25 protein-coding genes are annotated in these 23,074 nt (G+C 64.3%); 14 read left to right on the forward strand and 11 right to left on the reverse strand.

The genetic code is table 11. From position 1 onward, the window contains the following. Nucleotides 1–35: 35 nt before the first annotated feature. From ACP15R_RS10395 to ACP15R_RS10405, 3 genes are read left to right on the forward strand one after another with little or no spacing between them, the layout of a single operon-like run. Nucleotides 36–959 (forward strand): DMT family transporter, encoded by a 924-nt coding sequence (locus ACP15R_RS10395; RefSeq protein ID WP_424986332.1) that lies wholly within the window; start codon nt 36–38, stop codon nt 957–959. 13 nt (nt 960–972) lie between these two features. After that, the gene (eno, locus tag ACP15R_RS10400) at nt 973–2,250 is read left to right on the forward strand and encodes a phosphopyruvate hydratase (protein ID WP_424986333.1); all 1,278 of its coding nucleotides are present in this window, start codon (nt 973–975) and stop codon (nt 2,248–2,250) included. Between the two features lie 4 nt (nt 2,251–2,254). Then, a complete protein-coding gene (locus ACP15R_RS10405; protein WP_424986334.1) occupies nt 2,255–2,770 on the forward strand; it encodes a GNAT family N-acetyltransferase in 516 nt (171 codons plus the stop codon). Nucleotides 2,771–2,796: 26 nt separating this feature from the next. Here the strand turns inward: ACP15R_RS10405 and ACP15R_RS10410 are convergent, their stop codons facing one another. From ACP15R_RS10410 to ACP15R_RS10420, 3 genes are all read right to left on the reverse strand, one after another. Then, complete coding sequence (locus ACP15R_RS10410) at nt 2,797–3,084, reverse strand: DUF1330 domain-containing protein (protein ID WP_424986335.1); 288 nt, start codon at nt 3,082–3,084, stop codon at nt 2,797–2,799. Between the two features lie 83 nt (nt 3,085–3,167). After that, entirely contained in the window at nt 3,168–3,617 is a 450-nt protein-coding gene (locus tag ACP15R_RS10415) for a GNAT family N-acetyltransferase (RefSeq protein WP_424986336.1), read from the reverse strand. A 48-nt stretch (nt 3,618–3,665) separates the two neighbouring features. Continuing rightward, a complete protein-coding gene (locus ACP15R_RS10420; protein ID WP_424986337.1) occupies nt 3,666–4,607 on the reverse strand; it encodes a nucleoside hydrolase in 942 nt (313 codons plus the stop codon). 102 nt (nt 4,608–4,709) lie between these two features. Between ACP15R_RS10420 and ACP15R_RS10425 the strand changes: the two genes are divergently transcribed. Further along, nucleotides 4,710–5,606 (forward strand): hypothetical protein, encoded by an 897-nt coding sequence (locus tag ACP15R_RS10425; protein ID WP_424986338.1) that lies wholly within the window; start codon nt 4,710–4,712, stop codon nt 5,604–5,606. On the opposite strand, the gene mazG is transcribed toward ACP15R_RS10425, so the two are convergent. Beyond that, on the reverse strand, nt 5,575–6,399 hold the full coding sequence (gene mazG, locus ACP15R_RS10430) for a nucleoside triphosphate pyrophosphohydrolase (protein WP_424986339.1): 825 nt from the start codon (nt 6,397–6,399) through the stop codon (nt 5,575–5,577). The two genes, ACP15R_RS10425 and mazG, sit on opposite strands and share 32 nt — an antisense overlap. A 62-nt stretch (nt 6,400–6,461) precedes the next feature. On the opposite strand from mazG, the gene ACP15R_RS10435 reads away from it, so the two are divergent. Genes ACP15R_RS10435 through ACP15R_RS10450 form a run of 4 tightly spaced genes read left to right on the forward strand, consistent with a single transcriptional unit; the run spans nt 6,462 to nt 9,984 of the window. Next, entirely contained in the window at nt 6,462–7,640 is a 1,179-nt protein-coding gene (locus tag ACP15R_RS10435; protein ID WP_424986340.1) for a M20 aminoacylase family protein, read from the forward strand. Beyond that, nucleotides 7,641–8,603, forward strand: coding sequence for an agmatinase (gene speB / locus ACP15R_RS10440; protein WP_424986341.1), 963 nt, complete (start codon nt 7,641–7,643; stop codon nt 8,601–8,603). Next, complete coding sequence (gene speB, locus ACP15R_RS10445) at nt 8,600–9,547, forward strand: agmatinase (protein WP_424986342.1); 948 nt, start codon at nt 8,600–8,602, stop codon at nt 9,545–9,547. The genes speB (ACP15R_RS10440) and speB (ACP15R_RS10445) overlap by 4 nt, the downstream gene beginning before the upstream one ends. A gap of 23 nt (nt 9,548–9,570) precedes the next feature. Then, nucleotides 9,571–9,984: a DUF1499 domain-containing protein gene (locus ACP15R_RS10450; protein WP_424986343.1), complete on the forward strand. Its 414-nt coding sequence runs from the start codon at nt 9,571–9,573 to the stop codon at nt 9,982–9,984. On the opposite strand, the gene ACP15R_RS10455 is transcribed toward ACP15R_RS10450, so the two are convergent. After that, nucleotides 9,925–10,215, reverse strand: coding sequence for a hypothetical protein (locus tag ACP15R_RS10455; protein ID WP_424986344.1), 291 nt, complete (start codon nt 10,213–10,215; stop codon nt 9,925–9,927). The genes ACP15R_RS10450 and ACP15R_RS10455 overlap by 60 nt on opposite strands. A 61-nt stretch (nt 10,216–10,276) precedes the next feature. On the opposite strand from ACP15R_RS10455, the gene prfA reads away from it, so the two are divergent. The 3 genes from prfA (at nt 10,277) to ACP15R_RS10470 (ending at nt 13,064) form a co-directional block, all read left to right on the forward strand. Further along, nucleotides 10,277–11,332, forward strand: coding sequence for a peptide chain release factor 1 (prfA, locus tag ACP15R_RS10460; protein WP_424986345.1), 1,056 nt, complete (start codon nt 10,277–10,279; stop codon nt 11,330–11,332). Next, entirely contained in the window at nt 11,329–12,162 is an 834-nt protein-coding gene (gene prmC / locus ACP15R_RS10465; RefSeq protein ID WP_424986346.1) for a peptide chain release factor N(5)-glutamine methyltransferase, read from the forward strand. Before prfA ends, prmC begins: the two co-directional genes overlap by 4 nt. Before the next feature lie 236 nt (nt 12,163–12,398). Further along, nucleotides 12,399–13,064, forward strand: a complete 666-nt coding sequence (locus tag ACP15R_RS10470) for a DUF4167 domain-containing protein (protein WP_424986347.1) — start codon at nt 12,399–12,401, stop codon at nt 13,062–13,064. A 51-nt stretch (nt 13,065–13,115) separates the two neighbouring features. Here ACP15R_RS10470 and rsmA read toward each other — a convergent pair whose 3' ends face one another. From rsmA to lptF, 6 genes are read right to left on the reverse strand one after another with little or no spacing between them, the layout of a single operon-like run. After that, complete coding sequence (rsmA, locus tag ACP15R_RS10475; protein ID WP_424986348.1) at nt 13,116–13,955, reverse strand: 16S rRNA (adenine(1518)-N(6)/adenine(1519)-N(6))-dimethyltransferase RsmA; 840 nt, start codon at nt 13,953–13,955, stop codon at nt 13,116–13,118. Beyond that, complete coding sequence (gene pdxA, locus ACP15R_RS10480) at nt 13,952–14,956, reverse strand: 4-hydroxythreonine-4-phosphate dehydrogenase PdxA (RefSeq protein WP_424986349.1); 1,005 nt, start codon at nt 14,954–14,956, stop codon at nt 13,952–13,954. Before pdxA ends, rsmA begins: the two co-directional genes overlap by 4 nt. Then, a complete protein-coding gene (locus ACP15R_RS10485; RefSeq protein ID WP_424986350.1) occupies nt 14,953–16,203 on the reverse strand; it encodes a peptidylprolyl isomerase in 1,251 nt (416 codons plus the stop codon). Before ACP15R_RS10485 ends, pdxA begins: the two co-directional genes overlap by 4 nt. After that, nucleotides 16,194–18,347 carry an LPS-assembly protein LptD gene (locus ACP15R_RS10490; RefSeq protein WP_424986352.1) on the reverse strand — a complete coding sequence of 718 codons (2,154 nt, stop codon included), beginning with the start codon at nt 18,345–18,347 and terminating at the stop codon, nt 16,194–16,196. Before ACP15R_RS10490 ends, ACP15R_RS10485 begins: the two co-directional genes overlap by 10 nt. Then, on the reverse strand, nt 18,344–19,447 hold the full coding sequence (gene lptG / locus ACP15R_RS10495) for an LPS export ABC transporter permease LptG (RefSeq protein WP_424986353.1): 1,104 nt from the start codon (nt 19,445–19,447) through the stop codon (nt 18,344–18,346). The genes ACP15R_RS10490 and lptG overlap by 4 nt, the downstream gene beginning before the upstream one ends. Continuing rightward, nucleotides 19,444–20,580, reverse strand: coding sequence for an LPS export ABC transporter permease LptF (gene lptF, locus ACP15R_RS10500; RefSeq protein WP_424986354.1), 1,137 nt, complete (start codon nt 20,578–20,580; stop codon nt 19,444–19,446). The genes lptG and lptF overlap by 4 nt, the downstream gene beginning before the upstream one ends. Before the next feature lie 135 nt (nt 20,581–20,715). Here lptF and ACP15R_RS10505 point away from each other — a divergent pair, with 135 nt between their 5' ends. From ACP15R_RS10505 to ACP15R_RS10515, 3 genes are read left to right on the forward strand one after another with little or no spacing between them, the layout of a single operon-like run. Beyond that, nucleotides 20,716–22,200, forward strand: a complete 1,485-nt coding sequence (locus tag ACP15R_RS10505; RefSeq protein ID WP_424986355.1) for a leucyl aminopeptidase — start codon at nt 20,716–20,718, stop codon at nt 22,198–22,200. An 18-nt stretch (nt 22,201–22,218) separates the two neighbouring features. Further along, nucleotides 22,219–22,617, forward strand: coding sequence for a VOC family protein (locus tag ACP15R_RS10510; RefSeq protein WP_424986356.1), 399 nt, complete (start codon nt 22,219–22,221; stop codon nt 22,615–22,617). Further along, a complete protein-coding gene (locus tag ACP15R_RS10515) occupies nt 22,617–23,072 on the forward strand; it encodes a DNA polymerase III subunit chi (RefSeq protein ID WP_424986357.1) in 456 nt (151 codons plus the stop codon). The genes ACP15R_RS10510 and ACP15R_RS10515 overlap by 1 nt, the downstream gene beginning before the upstream one ends. Nucleotides 23,073–23,074: the final 2 nt, after the last annotated feature.

A 23,074-nucleotide genomic window follows, 5' to 3' on the forward strand; every position in this document is an offset into this window, starting at 1 on the left:
CCAAGGGACAACCCTGATTCCCGAAAGAGAAACCGATGGAAAATCTGCGCGGTGCGGCGTTGATGACGCTGGCGATGCTTGGCTTTGCGGTCGAGGACATGTTTGTCAAGCTGCTGGCCGGCGTGTTCCCGACCTGGCAGATTATCGGCATTCTCGGGGTGGGCGGGGCCTGTGTCTTTGGCACGCTGACCTTGTTGCGCCGCGAGATCCTGTTTCCACGCGCCGCCCTGAGCCGGACAGTGCTGGTGCGCAATCTTGGCGAGTTGATCGGCACGGTGGGGTTTGTCACGGCGATTGCGCTGACTCCGCTGTCCTCGGCCTCGGCGATCCTTCAGGCGACGCCGCTGGCGGTGACGCTGGGTGCGGCGCTGTTCTTTCATGAACCGGTCGGCTGGCGGCGCTGGAGCGCGATCCTCGCCGGGTTTGTCGGGGTACTGCTGATCATCCGGCCCGGCATGGACGCGTTCGATCCACTGTCGCTCTTTGCGGTGATGGGTGTGGTCGGGCTGGCCCTGCGGGATCTGGCCACGCGCAACGTGCCGCGCGCCACCTCGTCCTTCCAGCTCAGCTTTCTTGCCTTCATGACGCTGATCCCGGCGGCGTTGCTGCTGTCCTTCTACAGCCCGCGTGGGCTGGTCATGCCCGAGGCGTCCCATTGGGGGCTAATCCTTGGCGCGGTGGTGATGGGGGTTGCGTCCTATTATGCCATCGTCGCGGCGATGCGGATCGGCGAGGTGTCGTTTGTGACGCCGTTCCGCTATAGCCGCCTGATCTTTGCGCTGGTGATCGGCATGGCGGTGTTCCATGAAACCCCGGATATGCCGATGCTGATCGGGGCGACGATCATCGTCGGATCGGGCATTTACACGCTCTGGCGTGAACGCAAACTGCGCCTGGTGCGGCAAAGGTCTCTTTCCCTTGCGACAACGCGAGGGTATGAAACGCCCAAATCTATCTGAGGGACAGACCGACATGAGCACGATTATCGACATCCATGCCCGCGAGATCCTGGACAGCCGGGGCAACCCGACCGTCGAAGTGGACGTCATTCTGGAAGACGGCACCATGGGACGCGCGGCGGTTCCGTCGGGGGCCTCGACCGGTGCCTACGAGGCGGTCGAGCGGCGCGACGGTGACAAGTCGCGTTACATGGGCAAGGGCGTGCTCGAAGCGGTTGCGGCGGTGAATGGCGAGATCGCCGAGGAGCTGGTGGGCTTTGACGCCACCGAACAGGTGGCCATCGACACCGCGATGATCGAGCTGGACGGGACCGAGAACAAGGGCCGCCTGGGTGCGAACGCCATCCTTGGCGTCAGCCTCGCAGTGGCCAAGGCGGCGGCGGATTTCACCACGCAGCCGCTGTTCCGCTATGTCGGCGGGACTTCGGCGCGCATGTTGCCGGTGCCGATGATGAATATCATCAATGGCGGCGAACATGCCGACAACCCGATCGACATCCAGGAATTCATGATCATGCCGGTCAGCGCGAGCAATATCCGCGAAGCGGTGCGCATGGGCTCGGAAGTGTTCCACACGCTGAAAAAAGAGCTGTCGGCGGCGGGCATGTCCACCGGGCTGGGCGATGAAGGCGGCTTTGCCCCGGAACTCGGGAGCACCCGCGAGGCGCTCGATTTCGTGCTGAAATCCATCGAAAAGGCCGGTTTCAAGCCGGGTGAAGACATCTATCTGGCGCTGGATTGCGCGGCGACCGAGTATTTCAAGGATGGCAAATACGTTCTGGCGGGCGAGGGCAAGACCCTGAGCAGCGAAGAGAATGCCGATTACCTGGCGGCGCTGGTCAAGGACTATCCGATCATCTCGATCGAAGATGGCATGGGCGAGGACGACTGGGACGGCTGGAAGGCGCTGACCGAGGCGCTTGGCGACAAGGTGCAGTTGGTGGGGGATGACCTGTTCGTGACCAACCCGGCGCGGCTGGCCGAGGGCATTGCGAGGGGCTGCGCCAACTCGATGCTGGTCAAGGTCAACCAGATCGGCAGCCTGACCGAGACCCTGCGTGCCGTCGATATGGCGCATCGCGCGCGCTATACCAACGTGATGAGCCACCGCTCGGGCGAGACCGAGGATGCCACCATTGCCGACCTCGCCGTTGCCACCAATTGCGGGCAGATCAAGACCGGGTCGCTGGCCCGTTCGGACCGGTTGGCCAAGTACAACCAGCTGATCCGTATCGAGGAAGCCCTGGGCGAAGTCGCCGAATACGCGGGCCGCTCGATCCTGCGCGGCTGATGCGGTGACCGGGCCGGTCGAGATCGTCACGCCGCAAGGTGCCGATGACATGGCGGCGTTCCGGCGGCTGGCCTGGGATTATCGGGACGTGCTTCTCGACCTGCCGGACCCGGATCGGCAGGTCGTTCTCGCGTTTTACCCCCGGGACAAGTACCGCGCGGTACTGGACAGGGCAGAAGCCGAGAACCGCCCGCCGCACGGACAGATGCGACTCTTGAAGGTCGATGGCGTGCCGCTGGGGTGCGGTGCCATCCAGACGATTGCGCCGGGCGATGCCGAGATCAAGCGGGTCTATGTCGCCCCCGAGGCGCGCGGGACCGGGGCCGGGCGGGCCTTGATGCTGCAATTGATCGACGATTGCCGCGACATGGGATTTCGGCGCATCCTGATGGATACCGGCCGGCTGCTGACCGCCGCGCAGGGGCTATATGACGACCTCGGCTTTGTGCGCCGCGACGCCTATCAACCCATTCCCGAGATCGCCGAGGGGATTCTGGTGTTTTTCGAAATGAAGCTCTGAGCGGGGGCGTTCCGGATCGCGCTGGCCTAGACCCCTTCGACCAGCAACAAATCGGTTTCTGCCGCCAATTCACGTATCGCGCGCGCCGCCGTGTAGGCGTCGCTGTCATAGAATTTGCGGGCCTGCTCGATACTGTCGAACTCGATCACGATGCATCTGCCTTGCGCGGCCCCCTCACGGTGATCGATCGTTGGGTTGCGAACCAGGACACGGCCGCCATGATCGGCGATGGCAGGGCCGGACATCGAACTGAACTCTGCGAACCTGTCCTTGTCGTGGACCCGTATATGCGCGACGAGATATCCTTTTGGCATGAGGTTTCCTCCTGTCGGTTGACGCGGCGCGGCCGCGTTTGGCCCACAGGATAGCAGAATTTGCCGTCCGGATCTGCCCGGGATCACAAATGCCGCGACATCAGCATGTAGCGCGCGCGCGCCCGGAAACCGGCGCGGGCATAGAGTTTTTGCGCGCTTTCGTCCTCGCGGTCGACCTCAAGATGCAGCCCCTTGACGCCGGCTTCGGCCAGCGCCTTGGGCAGGCTGATCAGCACCTCGGTCGCAATGCCGCGCCGGCGCACCGGCGGGCGCAGGTAAATTTCGTCGATGAACCCGTCCATGCCGCCGAATTCCACGGACCAGCCAAAGGTGATGATCACATAGCCGATGGGGGCGCGGGCCGGGCCGATCAGATAGGCGGCGCCGTGCGGGATGCCGTCCAGCAGCGGCGCAAGCCCGGCACACCGGGCGGCGTCGGATTGCTCGATCCCCTGTTCCGCGTGAAAGGCCGCGACAAGCGTGGTCAGACGGTCCAGGTCATCGGGCTTGGCAAGGTGGAGAGATGCGCTCATGGGCCTGCTTTCAATTCTGTGCTGGCGGCGTTTCAGGACCTGCGCGGCTCACAGCCGCGCAAGGCGTTCGGTCAGGAGATCAAAAAAACCGTCAGCGTCCACATCCCCCATGAACATCGCATTGGGCGCGCGGTCGGTGACGCCCCACCAATCGGCGACGGTCATGCCAATTGTCAGCTCGGAACAGGTCTCGATCTCGACATTCACATGGCGACCGGTGAACAGATCGGGCCGGATCAGATAGGCCGTGACACAGGGGTCGTGCAGCGGCGCGCCCTCGCTGGCGTATTTTTCCTTGTCAAAGCGTTCAAAGAAATCAGTCATCTCGGCCACCGCGGTGCCAACCGGGGTGCCAATGGCGCGAAACGCGTCGTTGCGTTGCCGTGTGACCAGCGCCTTGTGCGTGACATCCAGCGGCATCACAGTGATCGGAGCACCGGATTTGAACACGATATCAGCGGCCTGCGGGTCGACATAGATGTTGAACTCGGCCGCCGGGGTGATGTTGCCGACCTCGAAATAGGCCCCGCCCATGAGCACGATTTCCGCGATGCGGTCGGCAATGTCGGGGGCCTTGACCAGCGCCATGGCGATATTGGTGAGTGGTCCCAGCGGGCAGAGCGTGACCGTGCCCGGCTCTTGTTCACGCAAGGCGCGGATGATGAAATCGACCCCGTGTTCCTGTTGCAAGGGCATTGTCGGATCGGGCAGCACCGGGCCGTTCAACCCGGTTTCGCCATGCACATGCTCGGCGGTCACGAGGCGGCGGCCGAGGGGACGGTCACAGCCCGCATGAACCGCGACATCGGGCCGCCCGGCCAGTTCACAGACGATTCGGGCATTCCTGGCGGTCAGGGACAAGGGCACGTTGCCCGCAACAGCGGTGAGCCCCATGACCTCGATTTCCTCCGGGCTGGCCAGCGCAAGCAGGATCGCAACGGCGTCGTCCTGTCCGGGGTCCGTGTCGATGATGATCTTGCGCGCGCCCATGTCAGCCTCATGCATTTGCTCGAAGGGCGAGAGTGACAAGGCCACCGGAATTTGTCCAGAAGCCGATTGCACGCCGGCGCGGGTTCGCCCAAATTCGCGCCCATGACCAAACCTGTCCTGATCCACGCGGGCGCGCACCGCACCGGCACCAGTTCCTTCCAGCTCTGCCTGCACGAAAACCGCGCGGTTCTGGACCGTCACGGCTTTGACATCGCCTATCCGGGGCGGGACGGGGTGCCGGGGGGCAGGCTGCGTTTGCCGCTGCCGCGCCGCCGCCACGGTGACAAGCGCATCCCGCAATTCGCGCAGCAGACACGTGCGGTGCTGACCGGACTCAGCCCGGCGGAGGATCGCGGGCTGATCCTGTCGGAAGAGAATATTCCGGGGCCGATGCTGCATTTCTATCATGGCCAGTTCTTTCCCGCCGCGCGCAAGCGGTTGCTGTCGCTGGCGCGGGCGCTGGATGGGCCGCCGGATCATCTGCTCTACGTGGTGCGCTCTTATGCGGATCTCTACGTGTCCGCCTATCGCAAGCGGGCCGAAGACAACGCGGTTGCGCCGTTTTCCGAGATCGTGCCGCATTTCATGGCGATGGACCGGGGCTGGCCGGAATTGATCGCGGAAATGCGCGAAACCCTGGGGCCGCTGCGGTTGACGGTTCTGCCCTACGAAGCACGGGGCAGCAGTTGCGCATTGCTGGCGCGGCTGGTTCCGGGGCTTGACGCGGCGGCGCTGTCGGAACCGGGGCGCACGGTGAACCAGAGCGCGACCGACGCGGCACTTGAGGCCTTGCAGGTCCGTTACAGGGCCGGAGAGACCTTGCCGCGCAGGGCCTGGCAGAAGATCGTGCAGGACCATGCGGGCAGGGTGGGCAAGACCGGGTTTGCCGCTTTTCCCGAGGCCGAGCGGCAAGCGCTTGGGGCGCGCTATGATGCGGACCTGTTGCGGCTGGCGGATATGCCGGGGATCAGTTTCGTACCGCCCGCTCGCGCGTCTTGACCAGGTCCCAGAGCGCGTCCATCTCGGCGAGATCACTGTCCGCCGGGGTCTTGCCGCGCTCGGCCAGCAAGGCCTCGACCCCCTGAAAACGGCGGATGAACTTGGCATTGGCGCGGCGCAGGGCGGCTTCGGGTTCGATGCCCAGGTGACGGGCCAGATTGGCCATCACAAAGAGCAGGTCGCCGAACTCTTCTTCCACATGCCCGGCATCCTGTGTGTCGCGCGCCTCGGTCAACTCGGCACATTCCTCGGCGATCTTGTCCAGCACATGCGATGCATCGGGCCAGTCGAACCCCACGCGGGCGGCGCGCTTTTGCAGCTTGTAGGCCCGCAGCAGGGCGGGCAACCCCACGGCAACCCCGTCAAGCGCACCCCGCTGTGCCTTGTCCGCACGCTCGGCGGCCTTGATCGCCTCCCAGTCGGCGGTTTGCTGTTCCGCGGATTTGTCGCGCGAGTCATCGCCAAACACATGCGGATGGCGCGCCACCATCTTGTCTGAGATCGCCCGCACGACCGACTGAAAATCAAAATGCCCGGCCTCCTGGCCCATCTGCGTGTGATAGACCGTCTGAAGCAGCAGGTCGCCCAGTTCGCCCTGCATCTCGTCCCAGGCGCCCCGGTCGATCGTGTCGGCGACCTCATAGGCTTCTTCGATCGTATAGGGCGCGATTGACGCGAAATCCTGTTCGATATCCCAGGGGCACCCGGTCTTGGGATCGCGCAGGCGGCGCATGATTTCCAGCAACCGTTCTATTCCGGCGGTCTGGTCATGGATCAACGTGTCATCGGGCATTGCGGCGGCCTTTGTTCCTGTGTCAGATGCATCATCCATTCCGTGAGACAGGAGTCCAGCCCATGCCCGTCGTCAACCGCATCGCCGATTTCTCTGCCGACATGACAGAATGGCGGCGGCACCTGCACAGCATTCCGGAGCTGGGTTTCGATTGCCCCAAGACGGCTGCGTACATTGTTGAACGGCTGCGCGAATTCGGGGTGGATTCGATCGAGGACGGCATTGCGCAGACCGGCATCGTCGCGGTGATCGAGGGCAGCGAACCGGGGCCGACCATCGGCCTGCGGGCGGATTTCGACGCCTTGCCGATCAGCGAGGAAACCGGGCTTGATTATGCCAGCACCCACGCGGGCAAGATGCATGCCTGTGGTCATGACGGACATACCACGATGCTGCTCGGGGCGGGGCGTTACCTGGCGGAAACCCGCAATTTCGCGGGGCGGGTCGCGCTGATTTTTCAGCCGGCGGAAGAGTCCGGCGGCGGTGCCGAGATCATGGTGCAGGACGGTATCATGGATCGCTACGGGATTTCCCAGGTCTATGCGCTGCACAATGCGCCGGGGTTCGATGAGGGGTGTTTTTGCACCACGCCCGGACCGCTGATGGCGGCGGTGGACACGTTCCATATCAACATTCAGGGTGTCGGCGGGCATGGGGCGATGCCGCATGAATCCCGCGACCCGGTGATGGCGGCCTGTGGCATCGCGCAGGCGATCCAGACCATCGTGAGCCGCAACCACTACGCGCTGGATGATCTGGTGGTCTCGGTGACGCAGATTCACGCCGGGACGGTCGACAATGTCATCCCCGACACCGCCTATATCAACGGTACGGTGCGCACCTTTGACCCGCGGGTGCAGCAGATGGTTCAAGAGCGCATGGCCACCATCGTCGCCGGGCAGGCGGCAAGCTATGGCGTCACGGCGGTGCTGCGATACGAGATTGGCTATCCGGCGACGATCAACGATCCTGACAAGGCCGGTTTTGCCGCGGATATTGCCCGTGAAATCTCGGGCGATGGCCGTGTTGTGGCCGAGGCCGGGCGCGAGATGGGGGCCGAGGATTTCGCCTATATGCTGCAAGAGCGGCCCGGAGCCTACCTGTTCCTCGGACAGGGAGACAGCGCCGGGCTGCATCATCCGGCCTATGATTTCAACGATGCGGTGGCGCCGGTGGGGGCGTCATTCTTTGCGCGGCTCGTAGAGCGGGCCCAGCCCCTGTGCCTGACGGAGGCCGCGTAAATGGCGCTGGAAGACGCGAAATCGCAAGTGGATCAGGCCTTTACCCGCGATGATCTGCGCGGGTTGTCGTTCGAGAATGCCTTTGGCGGCGCGACGTCTTTTCTGCGGCGGCGCTATGGCAAGGACCTTGCCGGCGTTGATGTGGCGGTGACCGGTGTGCCGTTTGACCAGGCTGTGACCAACCGGCCCGGCACCCGGCTTGGCCCGCGCGCGATCCGCGAGGCCAGCACCTTGCAGGCCTTTGATCCGCCCTATGGCTGGCCCATCGACGTGCTCAGCGATCTCGCGATCATCGATTATGGCGACCTGGCCTTTGATTATGCGGATGTCCCGGCCTTTCCGGACCGGCTGACGGCGCATATCCGGGGCATCCTTGCGGCCGATGTGGCGTCGGTCACGCTGGGGGGCGATCACTATATCAGCTTTCCGATCCTCAAGGCCTATGCCGAGAAATACGGCCCGATGTCGCTGTTGCAATTCGACGCTCATACCGACACCTGGCCCGATGACGACATGGGCCGGATCGATCATGGCACCATGTTCTACAAGGCGGTGAAATCCGGTCTGGTCGATCCGGTGCGCTCGGTCCAGGTGGGTATTCGCACGGTGAATGACGACACGCTGGGGGTGAACATCATTGACGCCCGCAAAGTACACGAGATCGGCCCCAAGGCGGTCGCGGCGCGGATCAAATCGATCCTGGGCGATCATCCCACCTATCTCAGCTTTGACATTGACGCGCTTGACCCGGCATTTGCACCGGGCACCGGCACCCCGGTCTGGGGTGGGCTGAGCAGTGCGCAGGCGGCGGTGATCCTGCGCGAGATTGCCGGCATCAACATCAAGGGCGGGGACGTGGTCGAGGTCAGCCCGCCATTTGACACCACCGGTGCCACCGCCATCGCGGGGGCGCATATCGCGACCGAGATCCTGTGCCTGCTGGGCTGGAGCAAGCTGGCATGAGCGGCAAGAACCAACCGATCAGCGGCAATGATCTCGCCCGGTTCTCGGGGCCGAACACTTTCATGCGCCTGCCGACGGCGAACCGGTTCGCGGGGCTGGATGTGGCGGTGCTCGGTGTTCCCATGGATATCGGCACCTCGTGGCGGTCGGGCACCCGTTTCGGTCCCAAGCAAATCCGCTCGGAAAGCGCGATGATCCGCCCCTATAACATGGCCACCGGCGCGGCGCCGTTCGAAAGCCTGCAAATCGCCGATATCGGGGATCTGGCCATAAACACCTTTTCTCTGAGCGATAGTCTGAGAATAATATCAGAAAGTTACGATCAGATCCTCATGCATGACGTGATCCCGGTTGCGATGGGCGGGGATCATTCGATCAGCTTGCCGATCCTGCGTTCGATCGCACGCAAACACGGCCCGGTGGCGCTGGTTCATGTGGATGCCCACGCGGATGTGAATGACGAGATGTTCGGCGAGCGCGAGACCCATGGCACGGTTTTCCGCCGCGCCTATGAGGAAGGGTTGATCCAGCCTGACAAGACCTATCAGATCGGCCTGCGTGGCAGCGGTTACGCGGCTTCGGATTTTGTCGAGGCGCAGGGCTGGGGCTTTCAGCAGTTCCTGGCGCGCGATCTCTGGCACCGTTCGCTCGGCACCCTGGGCGACGAGATCCGGCGCGACATCGGTGACAGGCCGACCTATGTGACCTATGATATCGACAGCCTCGATCCGTCCTTTGCGCCCGGGACCGGCACGCCCGAGATCGGCGGCTTGTCCACCCATCAGGCGATGGAACTGATCTGGTCGCTGGCGGGTCTCAATATCGTCGGCTGTGACCTAGTGGAGGTTTCGCCGCCCTATGACGCATCGGGAAACACCGCGCTGACAGGGGCGAACCTGTTGTTCGAACTGCTCTGCGTGCTGCCCGGCGTCACCCGGCGCTGAGGCACGGGGTTCGAGAGATTGGAATGAGACGCATGATGGTGATCCTGTGGCTGGGCGTGACGCTTGTTGTGGTGGCGATGGGCTATGTGCGGCTTGCCCCGAGCGATCCGGGCAAGTGGCATCGGATGCCCGACGCACCGCGGGCCGCAGATTTTGCCAATGGGGTGATCCGGGTGGTCGATACCGGCGGCGATGGCCTGGCGCGGCTTGACCGGATTGCTGGCGCGACAACCCATACCAAGCCGCTGTTCGGGTCGGTCGGCGAAGGGATGGTCACTTATGTCACCCGGTCCGTGGTATTCGGGTTTCCGGATTACACGACCGCCCGGCAAGTGGGGGAACGGCTCGAAATCCATGGCCGCGCGCGGTTCGGCAAATCAGATCTGGGTGTGAACCGGGCCCGTGTCGAGGGTTGGATCGATGCTCTGCAACCGTGATGACAGACAGCCTTCGCTGACCTCGCGCCACATCGGCACGTTCAGAGACATCTGGCACTGGGCCATGAACATGCGCCCGTCCACCTGCAAACATATGGTTTCGCCCAGATCCACCCGCGCGCCGCTCTTGTCGGTGCAATAGCAATCCTGCACCTTGCCGCCCGGTCCGGTGACATCGGCAAGAGCGGGAGACGCGCCCGCAAGCAGGATCAGCAGGAAAACAGCTCGCATGGACGGATCCTATCACAGGCTGCCCCTTGACCAAAGACCCCTGATATAAGAAACCCCGCAGATGGTCCCTGAAGAACGCCTAGAACAGATCACGCAACGGTTTCAGTTCCTTGAAGCCGCGATGGCCGATGGCTCGAGCGGTGGCGACATCGCCACGCTGGCCAAGGAATATTCCGATCTGCGCCCCGTGGTCGAACAGATCGACGCCTATCGCCGCCTGTGCGCCGAGCTGGCCGAGGCCGAGACGATGCTGGCCGATCCGGACATGAGAGAGCTGGCAGAAGAGGAATTGCCGCTGTTGCGCGCCCGTCTGCCCGAGGCGGAACATGCGCTGCAACTCAGCCTGCTGCCCCGCGATGAGGCCGATGCCCGGCCCGCGATGCTCGAGATCCGCCCGGGCACGGGCGGGGATGAGGCGGCATTGTTCGCCGCCGACCTGCTGCGGATGTACCAACGCTATGCCGAGACGCGCGGCTGGGGCTTTGACATCATCGAAGAACAGGCCACCGAACTCGGCGGGATCAAGGAAGTCGTGGCGCATATCAAGGGAACCAACGTATTCGCCCGCATGAAATACGAAAGCGGTGTGCACCGGGTCCAGCGGGTGCCGACAACCGAAAGCGGCGGGCGCATCCATACCTCTGCGGCGACCGTGGCGGTATTGCCCGAGGCCGAGGATGTGGACATCCAGATTGACGCCAATGACCTGCGCATCGACACCATGCGCAGTTCCGGCGCGGGCGGGCAGCATGTGAATACCACCGACTCCGCCGTGCGTATCACCCATCTGCCAACCGGGATCGTGGTGACCAGTTCCGAGAAAAGCCAGCACCGCAACCGCGAGATCGCCATGCAGGTGCTCAAGACGCGGCTCTATGACATGGAACGCCAGCGGGTTGACAGCGAACGCTCGGCCAACCGCGCCGCACAGGTGGGCAGCGGCGACCGGTCGGAACGCATCCGTACCTATAACTTCCCGCAGGGCCGCATGACGGACCACCGCATCAACCTGACGCTCTACAAGCTTGACCAGGTGATGCAGGGCGATCTTGACGAGGTGATCGACGCGCTGACCACCGACGATCAGGCGCGGATGCTTGCCGAGATGGGCGCATGACGACCGCGGCACAGGCCATGGTGGCGGCAACCGCCCGCCTGCGCGCCGCGGGGGTTGCGGAACCGGCACGGGATGCGCGCGTTCTGCTGGCCCATGCGGCGCGTATCGAGGCGGCGCGTGTGACCCTGATCGCGCCCGAGGATCTCGCCCCCGATATTGGCGAACGCTATGATCAGCTGATCGCGCTGCGCGCCATCCGGGTGCCGGTCTCGCATCTGGTTGGCGAACGGGAATTCTATGGCAGGCGCTTTAAGGTCAGCGGCGAAGTGCTTGATCCAAGGCCGGAAACCGAAACGCTGATCGAGGCTGCGCTGTCCGAGCCCTTTGCGCGGGTTCTCGATCTCGGCGTCGGGTCGGGCTGTATCCTGGTGACGCTGCTGGCCGAGACGGTACAGGCCACCGGGCTGGGGGTGGACCTGAGCGAGGCGGCCTGTTTGCAGGCCAGCGCCAACGCGGTGCTGCACAATGTGCAATCTCGCGCCGAAATCCTGCGTTCGGACTGGTTCGAGACCGTAACCGGCCGGTTTGACCTGATCGTGTCGAACCCGCCCTATATCGCGCGGGACGAGATGCCCGGATTGCAGGACGAGGTGCGCCGGCATGAACCCGAGATGGCGCTGACCGATGGCGGCGACGGTCTGGGGGCCTATCGGGTGATTGCCGCGCGTGCGGCGCACCACCTGAGCCCGGGCGGACGGTTGCTGCTCGAGATTGGCCCGACACAGGCGGATGCGGTGATTGCGCTGCTGACTGGTGCGGGGTTGAACGAGGCCGGCGTGATTCATGACCTTGATGGTCGCCCACGGGTCATTCGGGCGTCTGCCGCGTGAGTTAACCGTAAACTGAGGCCGAAAAACCCGGTTTTAGGCAAATTTGCGCGAAAAATGTTCGGAAAGACTTGTCTGCGACAGCCGGACATGGTTACTCAAGGGTGTTGCCCCGACAGATGCTCTGCGAGCACGCGTGCAACGCCAAGCCCAAAAAGTCGGTGATCCGGTATTTTACTTGAACGCACGAGGCGTGAAGCGGATCAAAAGACAGCGAGTACAAGGCTGACACTAAGCATATGAGATCGTCCAAATCACGTTCGCGGTCAAAGTCCAACCGCAATCGGTCGCAAGGTGGTGGAAATGTCATCAACCGGGTTTTCGACAGTTCCGGCCCGGAAGGCAAAGTCCGCGGTACACCACAGCAGATCATCGAGAAATACAACCAGCTGGCGCGGGATGCGCAGCTGTCCAATGATCGCGTGGCAACCGAGAATTTCCAGCAACATGCCGAGCATTACCTGCGCCTTCTGAGCGAGGCCCAGCGGGAAATGGAAAACCGCCGTGAAGAGCAGGAACGCCAGAATCGCGAGCGACAGGCGGAACGCGACCGCGAGCGTGCCGAACGTCAGGAGCGCGAGGCGGCGGCAGCAGCGGCCCAGGCCCCCCAGCCCGAAGCGGCTCCGCAGCAGCAGCCCGATCCCGGTGCCGCGCCGCAGCCGGATGTGCTTGACCTGAGCAACGGCGAGAGCGACGAGAGCGGCCTGGTGGAAACGCCCGAAAGCAAGCCGAAAAAACCGGCCCGCAAGCCGCGTACGCGCAAACCGTCGACCAAGTCGGAAACGCCAAAGGATGCGGATGCGCCGGCCAAGAAGAGCACAAGCGCCAGCAAGAGGACCACGTCCAAGGCCAAGTCCGAGACAGCGGAGAAGCCCGACGGCAGTAGCCCGGAAGCCGCCGAATAGTGCGCCCATACGCCGCGCCGAACCTGCGCGGCGGGCGATTCCTCCCGATCCTCAGCCGTCGAGCGCGCGCGCCAGCGCGCAGAACCCTTCCAGCGGCACCTGTTCGGCCCGATCCGTGGGGCGCAAACCGACCGAAAGCAGCCGATCTTCGATATCCGGGGCCAGCCCGCGCAGCGCGGCTCGCAGCATCTTGCGCCGCTGGTTGAACGCGGCGGCGACGACCCGTTCCAGGGTTTTTGCCCTGGCAGGGTAACGCGGTTCGGGCAGGGCGGTCAGGTGGACCACCGCACTTGAAACCTTGGGGGGCGGGGTAAAGGCACCCGGGGGCAGGCTCAGGGCGATGCGGGCCTCGGCGCGCCATTGCGCGAGAATGGCCAGCCGGCCATAGGCCTTGCTGCCGGGCTGCGCCACGATCCGCTCGGCCACTTCACGCTGGAACATCAGCGTCAGGCTTTGCCAGAACGGTGGCCATTGCGGCGGCGTCAGCCAGCGCACGAGCAGTTCCGTCCCCACGTTATACGGCAGGTTGGCCGCCACCCGGATCGGCGGCGTCAGGTGGGCCAACGGGTCAATTTCGAGCGCATCGCCTTCGAGCACCTCGAGCCGCCCGGGATAGGCCGCGGCGATCTCTGACAGGGCGGGGATACAGCGGCTGTCCTTTTCCACCGCAAGCACCCGGCGCGCGCCTTCGGACAGCAAGCCACGGGTCAGCCCGCCAGGGCCGGGCCCGATTTCCAGAACATCGCAGCCCGTCAGATCACCGGCCTGCCGTGCGATCTTGGCCGTCAGGTTGAGATCCAGCAGAAAGTTCTGGCCCAGCGATTTGCGCGCCGACAGCTGATGCGCGGCGATCACCTCGCGCAGGGGGGGCAGGTTGTCGATGGCACTCATTTCGCGTTGTCCCTGATCGTCTCGCTGCCCGCCGCCGCCGATCGCCGCGCCATTGTCCGCGCGGCTTTCAATGCCTCGACCAGGCTGCCGGGATTTGCCCGGTCCTGTCCCGCGATGTCAAACGCCGTGCCGTGGTCGGGCGAGGTGCGGATAAAGGGCAGGCCGAGCGTGATGTTGACCCCGAGATCGAAATCCAGCGTCTTGATCGGGATCAGTGCCTGGTCGTGATACATCGCGACCGCCGCGTCATAGCGTTCCCGCGCCGTCGCGTGAAACAGCGTGTCCGCCGGGTGGGGGCCGGTAAGCGTCATGTCGTCTTGGGCAAGGTCGCGCAGCAACGGTGCGATCCAGTCGAGTTCTTCGTGCCCCATCGCGCCGCCTTCCCCCGCATGGGGGTTGAGGCCAGCCACCGCGATGCGCGGATGGGCAATGCCGAATTGCTGGCGCAGCCCGTCCGCCGTGATCCGGATGGTGTCGCCCAGCAATTCGGGGCTCAGCGCGCCCGGCACATCGGCCAGCGCGATGTGAATGGTGGCCGGCACCACACGCAGGCGTTCGCTTGCCAGCATCATCACGACACGGTCACACCCGGCGAGGGCGGCAAGGAATTCGGTATGGCCGGGATAGGCAAAGGCCGCGCCGTCGATCAGGACCTTCTTGCTGATCGGCGCGGTGCAGATTGCACTGGCTGCGCCGGATGTCACCAGCGCCACGGCGCGTTCGATTACCTCAATCACCCCGGCGGCATTGGCCAGATTCGGCTGTCCGGGGGTCGCGGCGGCGGCAAAGCGGTGTGGCAGGACCGGCAGCCCCTTGGCGCTGGCGGCGGTGGCCTGTTCGGCCCGGTCAATCTCGATGATCGGGGTGCCCGCAGGAAGATGGCGCGGGTCGCCGATCCAGAAGAACACACAGTCCGGGCCAAGCATCCGCCACGCCCTGACGGCGAGTTCCGGGCCGATCCCGGCGGGATCCCCACAGGTCAGCGCGATGGGCGCGGTCATTTTTCGACGATGATCGCGTCGGCCTGAAGCTGGTCGAGATAGCTGTCGGCATAGGCCGTCAGCCGCTGCTGGACCAGCGATTGCGCGACCTGCTCGCGGGTGGCTTCTTCGTTGGCCTGGGCGGTGCGCCCGCACATCATCAGCAGCACGAGCGTCTGACCGTTCGAACGGGTCAGCGCGGTCGAGACCTCTCCCTCGTCCAGCTTGGCCAGCTCGACAGCAACATCGCGGGGGATCTCCGAGGGGGCCTGGCTCAGCCGTTCCAGCTGTGACGGGGGCTGGTTCCGGGCGATCCCATAGAGATCGTCACAGGTGTCGATGTCATTGGCGATCCGCGCCGCCTGACCAAGCGCCTCGGGGGTCCGGCCGCCGGGCAGGTAATACAGCGCATAGTCGATCTTGGAATAGCGCGGTGTGGACACGGCGCTTTCCTTGATATCGCGCATCTGAAACAGGGCCACCGCTTCGGACAGGGGGATCGGATCGCTGACCTCGCCGGGGGTCAGGTCGAGGATCAGCGGGCGCAGGCCGGGGGGCAGGGCGCTGAGTTCGACCCAGTCCATGCGGCCGCCATTGGTGCGGGTCTGGGTCGCCGAATACTTTCCAGCGGCCTCGGAAAAGGCGGAAAAACTACTGATCTGCGCCAGTTGCGCGGCCAGTTCGTCGACCTGATCCTGGGTCTGCGGCGTGACCGGGATCACGATTTCCGAGAGCAGGACACGCAACCCGCCGCCACCGCCACCGCTGCCGATGGCCCGGTCGATCTCGGCTTCGCTGGGCCGTGCGCGGGACAGGAACAGGCCACGGATCAATTCGCGCCAGGCGACGTTGACCTTGGCAAAGTCGCGCAGGGTCTCGACCGAAACGCCGCCCTCTTCCAGCGCCTTGACGAATTCTTCCGGAGACAGGTCGGTGCGCGACGACAGCTCTTCGATACCGGCCTGCACCTGTTCGGGGGTCACCTCGAGATCGTAGGATTTGGCGGCTTGCAGCTTCAGCCGATCCTCGATCAACGCCTCGCGGGACAATTGGTCGGGATTGCCCGCGATCCCCAGAAGCCTGATAAACTCGGCGCGCTGCTCGAGCTCATAGCGGGTGATCACCTGGTCGTTCACCGTGATCACCGGAGCAAACAGCCCCTGGGCGGCGGCGATGCCCGTGGTCGCCGACAGGGCCAGCGCGGCGAGAAAACCGGAGCGCAGCCCATGGGCCACGGACGAGAATCGGAAAGTGAGGTTCAACTGCATGATCGCCTATATTTTTCGGTTCCGCTGTCGACGGCAAAGCCGCGTAGCGAGATACTAAAGCCAAAATCGGTCACTGGCTCAATACTCGAGGACGAGGTATAGTCGCGACTGATCGAAAGATCGACCGTTACACATTCATTGCGATACACCACGCCCAATCCGGCGCGGGTCGCACGGTTGTCGGATATGTCATAGCGCACCGTCGCCCCCGCCGACCAGCTGGGATTGATCGCATAGGTGCCATCGAACCAGATCTCTGAGAGCGGCGCATCGCGGTCCTCTTCCGGATCGGTGCCCAGCCACAGGTAGGTGCCCGCCAGGTCCACGCGCTGATTGCGCCAGCTGCCGCGGAATTCCGCCTTGTTCATGCTGAGCGAGTTGTCGAGCAATCCCCGCCCGGTAAGCACCAGCCCGTTTTCGTGACGGAGCTGACCGGCCAGCAGGATCGAAGACGAGGTGCCCGACAGGCCCGACGTATTGGTAAAGGAGTCATCCGCCGTCTTGCGGAACACCTGGCCAATGGTGGCCCAGGCCTGCCAGCCCGACGGTGCATAGCGCGACCAGTTCAGGCCATAGACAAGCGCCGCCCCGTCCTCGCGCCGGTCGGGGGCGGGAAAGCGCGACAGGGACAGCAGGTTGCCCTGGTCGAATTCCACGAAGCGGCTTTCGTCATTGGGCGGGTCTTCGCCATGCACGTCGCTCCAGCCAAGCTGAACCACCGGGCCGAGATAATGGGTGACGCCATTGCCCATGCTCTTGCTCATCGGATAGCTGAGTGTCAGCGCGGCATGTGGTGTCGTGCGGATGATGTCGTCGGGATAGGTGCTGTCCTGATAGATCTTGAAGATGTCACCGGTCACGCCCATGCGCCAATCCGTGCGCAACCCGTTGCCGGCGATCCAGGTGCGCCGCCAGTTGATTCCCGCCGTGGCGCGCAGCACATCGCGCCCGTCGATATCGACGCTTGAGACCCGCTCGTGGCCGTGCCCTTCAAAGTTCAGCCACAATTCGCCGCCGATCCCCTTGGGGAAATACCGGCGTTCATAGAATATGTCGGCAAACCGGCTCGGCGTGGTTTCGTCGTCATCCTCGCGCAGGGATTGATAGTGGATCAGGTCGATCTGAAAGGCGCTGTCGCGTTTTACGCGGGTCAGGGCGATTTCGCTGCGTAGGCGGTCGAGATCCGGCAGGTCGTATTCCGACAGGTAGGCATCGTCCGAAACCAGCGCCAGGTCAAAGGTGAGTTCGAAATCGCGGGGCAGTTCAAAGCTGCCATAGCCGAACAGGTAGCCGCGCGAATCGCCCGGCTGGATGTCATCGCGGGTATAGGCCCCCTCAAAGCTGATCCGGCCGTGGCGGAAGGCCTGCCGATAGCGATAGTCCAATGTCCGGGTGCGCGATGAAATATAGGGCGCGAGCGTGATATCCCGCGAGTCGCCCCAGGGGATGAAATAGGGCAGCCGTATCCCGGTGCTCAGCTGTGTCGTGGTGCGCACCGACGGGATCAGAAAGCCGCGCCCGCGGTCAAGCGTCGGATCGGGCAGGCGGAACCGGGGCAGGTACATCACCGGCACGTCAAGGATGCGAAACTGTGCATCCTCGAAATAGAGCTGTTTCTCGGTCTGGTCGTGAATCACCTTGCGTGCGCGGATCTGCCAGAGCGGCGGGCGTCCGTCCTCGCAGACATGGCACGAGGTGACGGCTGTTTTGAACAGTTGCGTATAGCGCCCGCTGACCCGGTTCATCTGAAGCGCGGCCAGCTGCAACTGCTCGTCCAGCACCATGCGCGCGCCGGTCAGCAGGCCGTTCTGGAAATCCGAATCGATTTGCGCCGCATCGGCGAGAATCACCGCTTCGTCGCCGTCATCGATGCGGATCGGCCCTTCGATCGACAGGGTGCCGGTTTCGCGGTCATAGGTGATCCGCCTGGCCCGCAGCCGCATGGTGCCCTGGAAGGCCTCGACATTGCCCTCGGCGACAAGCTGCCGGTCGGGGGTGATGAACACGCTGTCCGCCACCAGCATCGCGGGGCGTGCCTCTTCGGTGACACTGGCCGGGGCCTGCTGCGCCAGCGCGGGCAGGGCGGGCCAGACCGCTGTTGCCAGCAGGAGGCTTTTGAATAGGGTGCCGATGGTCTGCGTCATCCGTCTTCCGCGTACAAGAGTAACCCGAGGGTGAGCAGAATCGACGCGATCGGCGGTGCCCAGGCGGCCAGCGTTACGGGGATCTGGCCATTCTCACCAAGTATTTGCGCAAAGTTTCGCACGAAGTACAGCCCGAAACCCAGAAGGACCGAGGCCAGCACCGCGATGCCGGTGCCGCCAAAGCGCGTGTGGCGCATGGTAAAGGCCGCCCCCACCAGCACCATCGCCACCAGGAACAGGGGGCGCGCCAATTCGGCCTGCAACCAGACCTCCTGGCGTTTGGTCGAGAACCCGGCGCGCTTCAGTTCGCGGATGGTCTCGGGCAGGTCATAGATCGAAATGCCGGTGGGCTTGCCGATACTGTCGCGAATCCGCTCTTCGGTGAGGGTGGTGGGAATGCGCAGGACGTCATGGGTGGCGGCGTTGGATTCCGGGTTCAGCCCGGCAACCAGCGGCCAGACCTTGACGTCTCCCAGGGTCCACTCGTCCTTGGTCAGGGTGGCGCTCTTGGCTTGCAGCCGCCGCACCGGTCCGCCGTTCCGCGCATAGGTCAGGATGGTCACGTCAAACAGCACCAGCGCGTCTTCGCCGCCGCCATAGCCGGTGGCGTGAATCACCGATTGCCCCTGAAACGCCCCCTGGCGCAGCCACAGCCCCTCGCCGCTGAGCGACAGCGCCGACGGTCCGCCCGTACGGTAGGTGTCGGACAATTGCTGGTATCGGTTTGAGGTCGCGGCGACGATCGGGTTCAGCGTGCTGACCGCAAGCCCGCCGATGACCATTGCCATCAGGACCGGGGCCGCAAGCGCCCGGATGCCGGAACGTCCCGCCGCGCGGGTCACCACGAGCTCGCTGCTGCGCGCGAGGCCGATGAACAGCACGATGGTCGACAGGATCATCAGTAATGGCAGGATTTCATTGATCGCCGCCGGCGCGTTCAGCAACATCAGGCGGAACAATTGCCCAAAGCTGACCTCGACGCCTTCGAACTTGCGCAGCTGTTCGATCAGGTCGATCAGCATGATCAGGGTCAGGAACACCGCGCCGATCATCGCAAAGCTGACGAGAAAGCGCTTGGCAAAATACCGATCGAGGATCATGGCGTGACCTCGGGGGCGGGGTTCGGGCGGATGCGCCGCAGGCGGGGCCGCGCGGCCAGCCGCAGGAACAGCACCGCGACCGCCAGCCCGACACCGGTGGGCAGGTAGATGAGCGGCCAGCGGCTGGCATTTTCCAGAACCGGATCGGAGACCACGCCGCGCAACACTTCGAGAAAGACCAGCAGCACAAAGGCCAGCAGCGCCTGCCGCCAGACGCCAAAGCGCGAGAACCCGCCCAGCAGCAGGGTCGAGAACCCGATCAGCGTCACCGCCACACAGATCAGCGCGCGGGCAAAGCGCAGGTGCAGCTCTTCGGCGATCTGACCGGGGGAGTAACCGTCATTCTCGGTGATGTCCGCGGGCGCGCGTATCAACTCCAGCGTCGGGATGGCGCGGATGTTGCGGGTGCGATTATCGCTCTTGTTGATGAGCGAACTGATATCAAACGAGAAATCCGCGAAAACCGTGGTCGATAGCGTCTGGGATGCGGTGTCCAGCCGCTGTGCCATGCCGTCGACCATGATCAGGTTGGCGCGCGCGCCGTCGCGGACAAGAAACGCCTCGGCCCCGGTATAGGTCACGCTTTGCGCCGGATCGCGCTGATCCGACAGGAACACGTCGTTCAGCCGCCCGTCCGGATCGATCTGGCGGATGTAAAAGGTGACGCCGTCGGCAGGGTGCAGGAAACTGCCCTCGGTCAACAGCCGGGCGGTGACGTTGCGGGCAACCTCGGCCTCGCGGATCGCCAGTTGCTTGGTCGAGGCCGGCAACAGGACATGGGTGAGGATGCTCATCATCAGGGCGGTGATTAGCCCAAAGACCAGCGCCGGGCGGGCCAGTTGCCAGGGGCTTGATCCCGTGGCCTGCATGACCGTCAATTCGCTCTCGGAATTCAGCCGGTTGGTAACATAGACCGATGCCGCAAAGGCCGCCATCGGCAACACCATGCGGATCAGGTTGGGCAGGGTCAGCGCCGTGAACTCAAAGAATACCAGCGCCGATTGCCCGTCGCCGATCAGACGGTCAAACAACACCACCGCCCGGTTTATCCAGAACACCGCCACCAGAATCAGCGAGAAAAAGCCGAACAACACCAGGTACTGCGACAGGACGTATCTGTCGTATCGTGACACCGCGCTCTCCCAGCTCGACTGCAAAATTCGTGAGCGCGACCCTAATGCAATTCGATGGTGGCGGAAACTGCTATCTGGTCAACCTGTGCCACCCGCGTTACCTGTAGCCGCAACACCAGATGGGAGAGTCCGAAGATGAGCCGATTGACGCCGATTGCATTCGAAACCACCGATATCGACGTGATGGGGGCCGCCGAGGGGCGGGTCGCAATTATCGTGACGCCGGATGGCAAGCTTGACCCGGCGGCGCGGCGGGCCAACCGGCTGACCAAGGGGGCGCTGGCGCGGCTGGTGGAGAGCGAGCGGTTTTCCAAGGTCAGGTCGGGCCAGGTGATTTCGCTGGCCTGGCCGACGGGCATGGCGGCCGAGGCGCTGGATGTTCTGGTGCTCGATCGCAAGGCCCCCGCCATCGAGCTGCGCAAGGCCGGCGCGGCGCTGGCCAAGCTGAAGGGGGACAAACCCCTTTGCGTGATGGCCGGCGGCAACCCCAAGGCGGCGGAACTCGCGCTTGGGATCGCGCTGCGCGATTACCGCTTTGACCGGCACAAATCCACTGACGACGAAACGCCGGGGCAAGCCGGCGCGGTGACGATCCATCACGGCAAGGCAGACGAAATCTCTGCCGCCGCGGCGCCGCTGCTGGCGGTGGCCGAGGGCGCGCATATGACCCGCGACCTGGTGAACGAGCCGGCGAATGTGCTAACCACAACCGAGTTTGCCGATCGTCTGGCCGAGATGCAGGCGCTTGGCCTCAAGGTCGAGGTCCTAGAAGAGGACGCGCTCGAAGAACTCGGGATGCGCACCCTGCTCAGCGTCGGACAGGGCTCGGCCAGCCCCTCCAAGGTCGTGGTGATGCAATGGGACGGTGGCAAGGACGGCGATGCGCCGCTGGCGCTGGTTGGCAAGGGCGTGGTGTTTGACACGGGCGGCATCTCGTTGAAACCGGCAGGTGGCATGGAAGACATGACCATGGACATGGGCGGCGCGGGGGTCGTTGCCGGAACCATGCGCGCGCTTGCCTTGCGCAAGGCCAGGGCCAATGTGGTCGGGCTGGTCGGGCTGGTGGAAAACATGCCATCGGGCACCGCCACGCGGCCCGGCGATGTCATCACCTCGATGAAGGGCACCACGGTCGAGGTCATCAATACCGATGCCGAGGGTCGCCTGGTTCTCTGCGACGTACTGTGGTACGCGCAGGAGCGGTTCAAACCGGCAGGCATGATCGATCTCGCCACCCTGACCGGGGCGATCATCATCGGGCTGGGCCATGACAATGCCGGGGTGTTTTCCAACGATGACGCGCTCTGCAACGCGTTCCTCAAATCCGCCGCGGCAGAGGGCGAAGGCGCGTGGCGGATGCCCCTGGGCAAATCCTATGACGAACTTATCAAGTCGCGTATCGCCGATATCAAGAACACCGGCGGGCGGCCCGCCGGGTCGATCACCGCGGCCCAGTTCCTCGCGCGGTTTGTCAAGGACGAGACCCCCTGGATCCACCTGGACATTGCCGGTGTCGCCTCGGTCAAGGCCGAGACCGATTTTGCCCCCAAGGGCGCGACCGGCTGGGGCGTTGCGGCATTGAACCGGCTGGTGCAGGATAAGTTCGAAACCCCGGAGTGATCAGGAGCCGCCGAGACCATGCTCATCCCCGCCACCCGTTACCGTGATTGCGAGGCCGCGCTGGCCTTTCTGACCGGTGTTCTCGGGTTGCGGGAACACGCGGTCCATCGCGACGAGGCCGGTCAGATCGTCCATGCGCAGATCGCTCTGGGCAGCGGGTTGATGATGTTCGGCCCACCGGGGGACGGAGAGTTTGACGCGTTGCTGGTCGCGCCCGGCATGGTGGGCGCTGTCACCACGTCGATCTATGCGGTGGTCGCGGATGTCGCCGCGCGTCATGACCGCGCGCTGGCCGCCGGGGCCGAGATCGTGATGCCGCTGGCGGCGCAACCCTATGGCGGCAGCAGCTTTTCCCTGCGCGATCCCGAGGGGCATGTCTGGACTCTTGGCGATTACGATCCGATGGCCGTGACGTGATGGGGGCGGCCTATTTCTATCACCTCACGCGCCAGCCGCTGGAATACACCTTGCCGGTGCTGCTGGGCAAGGCGCGGCAGGCCGGGTGGCGTGTCGCCGTGCGCGGCACCGACAGCACGCGCATGAACTGGCTGGATGAACAGCTCTGGTTGCGCCCGGATGACGGATTTCTGCCACACGGGATCGTCGGCGGGCCGCATGATGCGGAGCAGCCGATATTGCTGACCACCGGCGGGGCCGCGAATGCGCCCGATTGCCTGATGACGATCGACGGGGCCGACATCGAGCCGCAGGACGTGACCGATCTGGAGCGGGCCTGCATCCTGTTTGACGGCAACGATCCGGCGGCGGTGCAACGGGCGCGCGATCAATGGAAGGCACTGACCGGGGCCGGTTGCGCGGCGCAGTATTGGTCCGAAGAATCGGGCCGTTGGGAGAAAAAGGCCGAACGCTGAGA

This window comes from Microbulbifer sp. S227A, assembly GCF_049800935.1.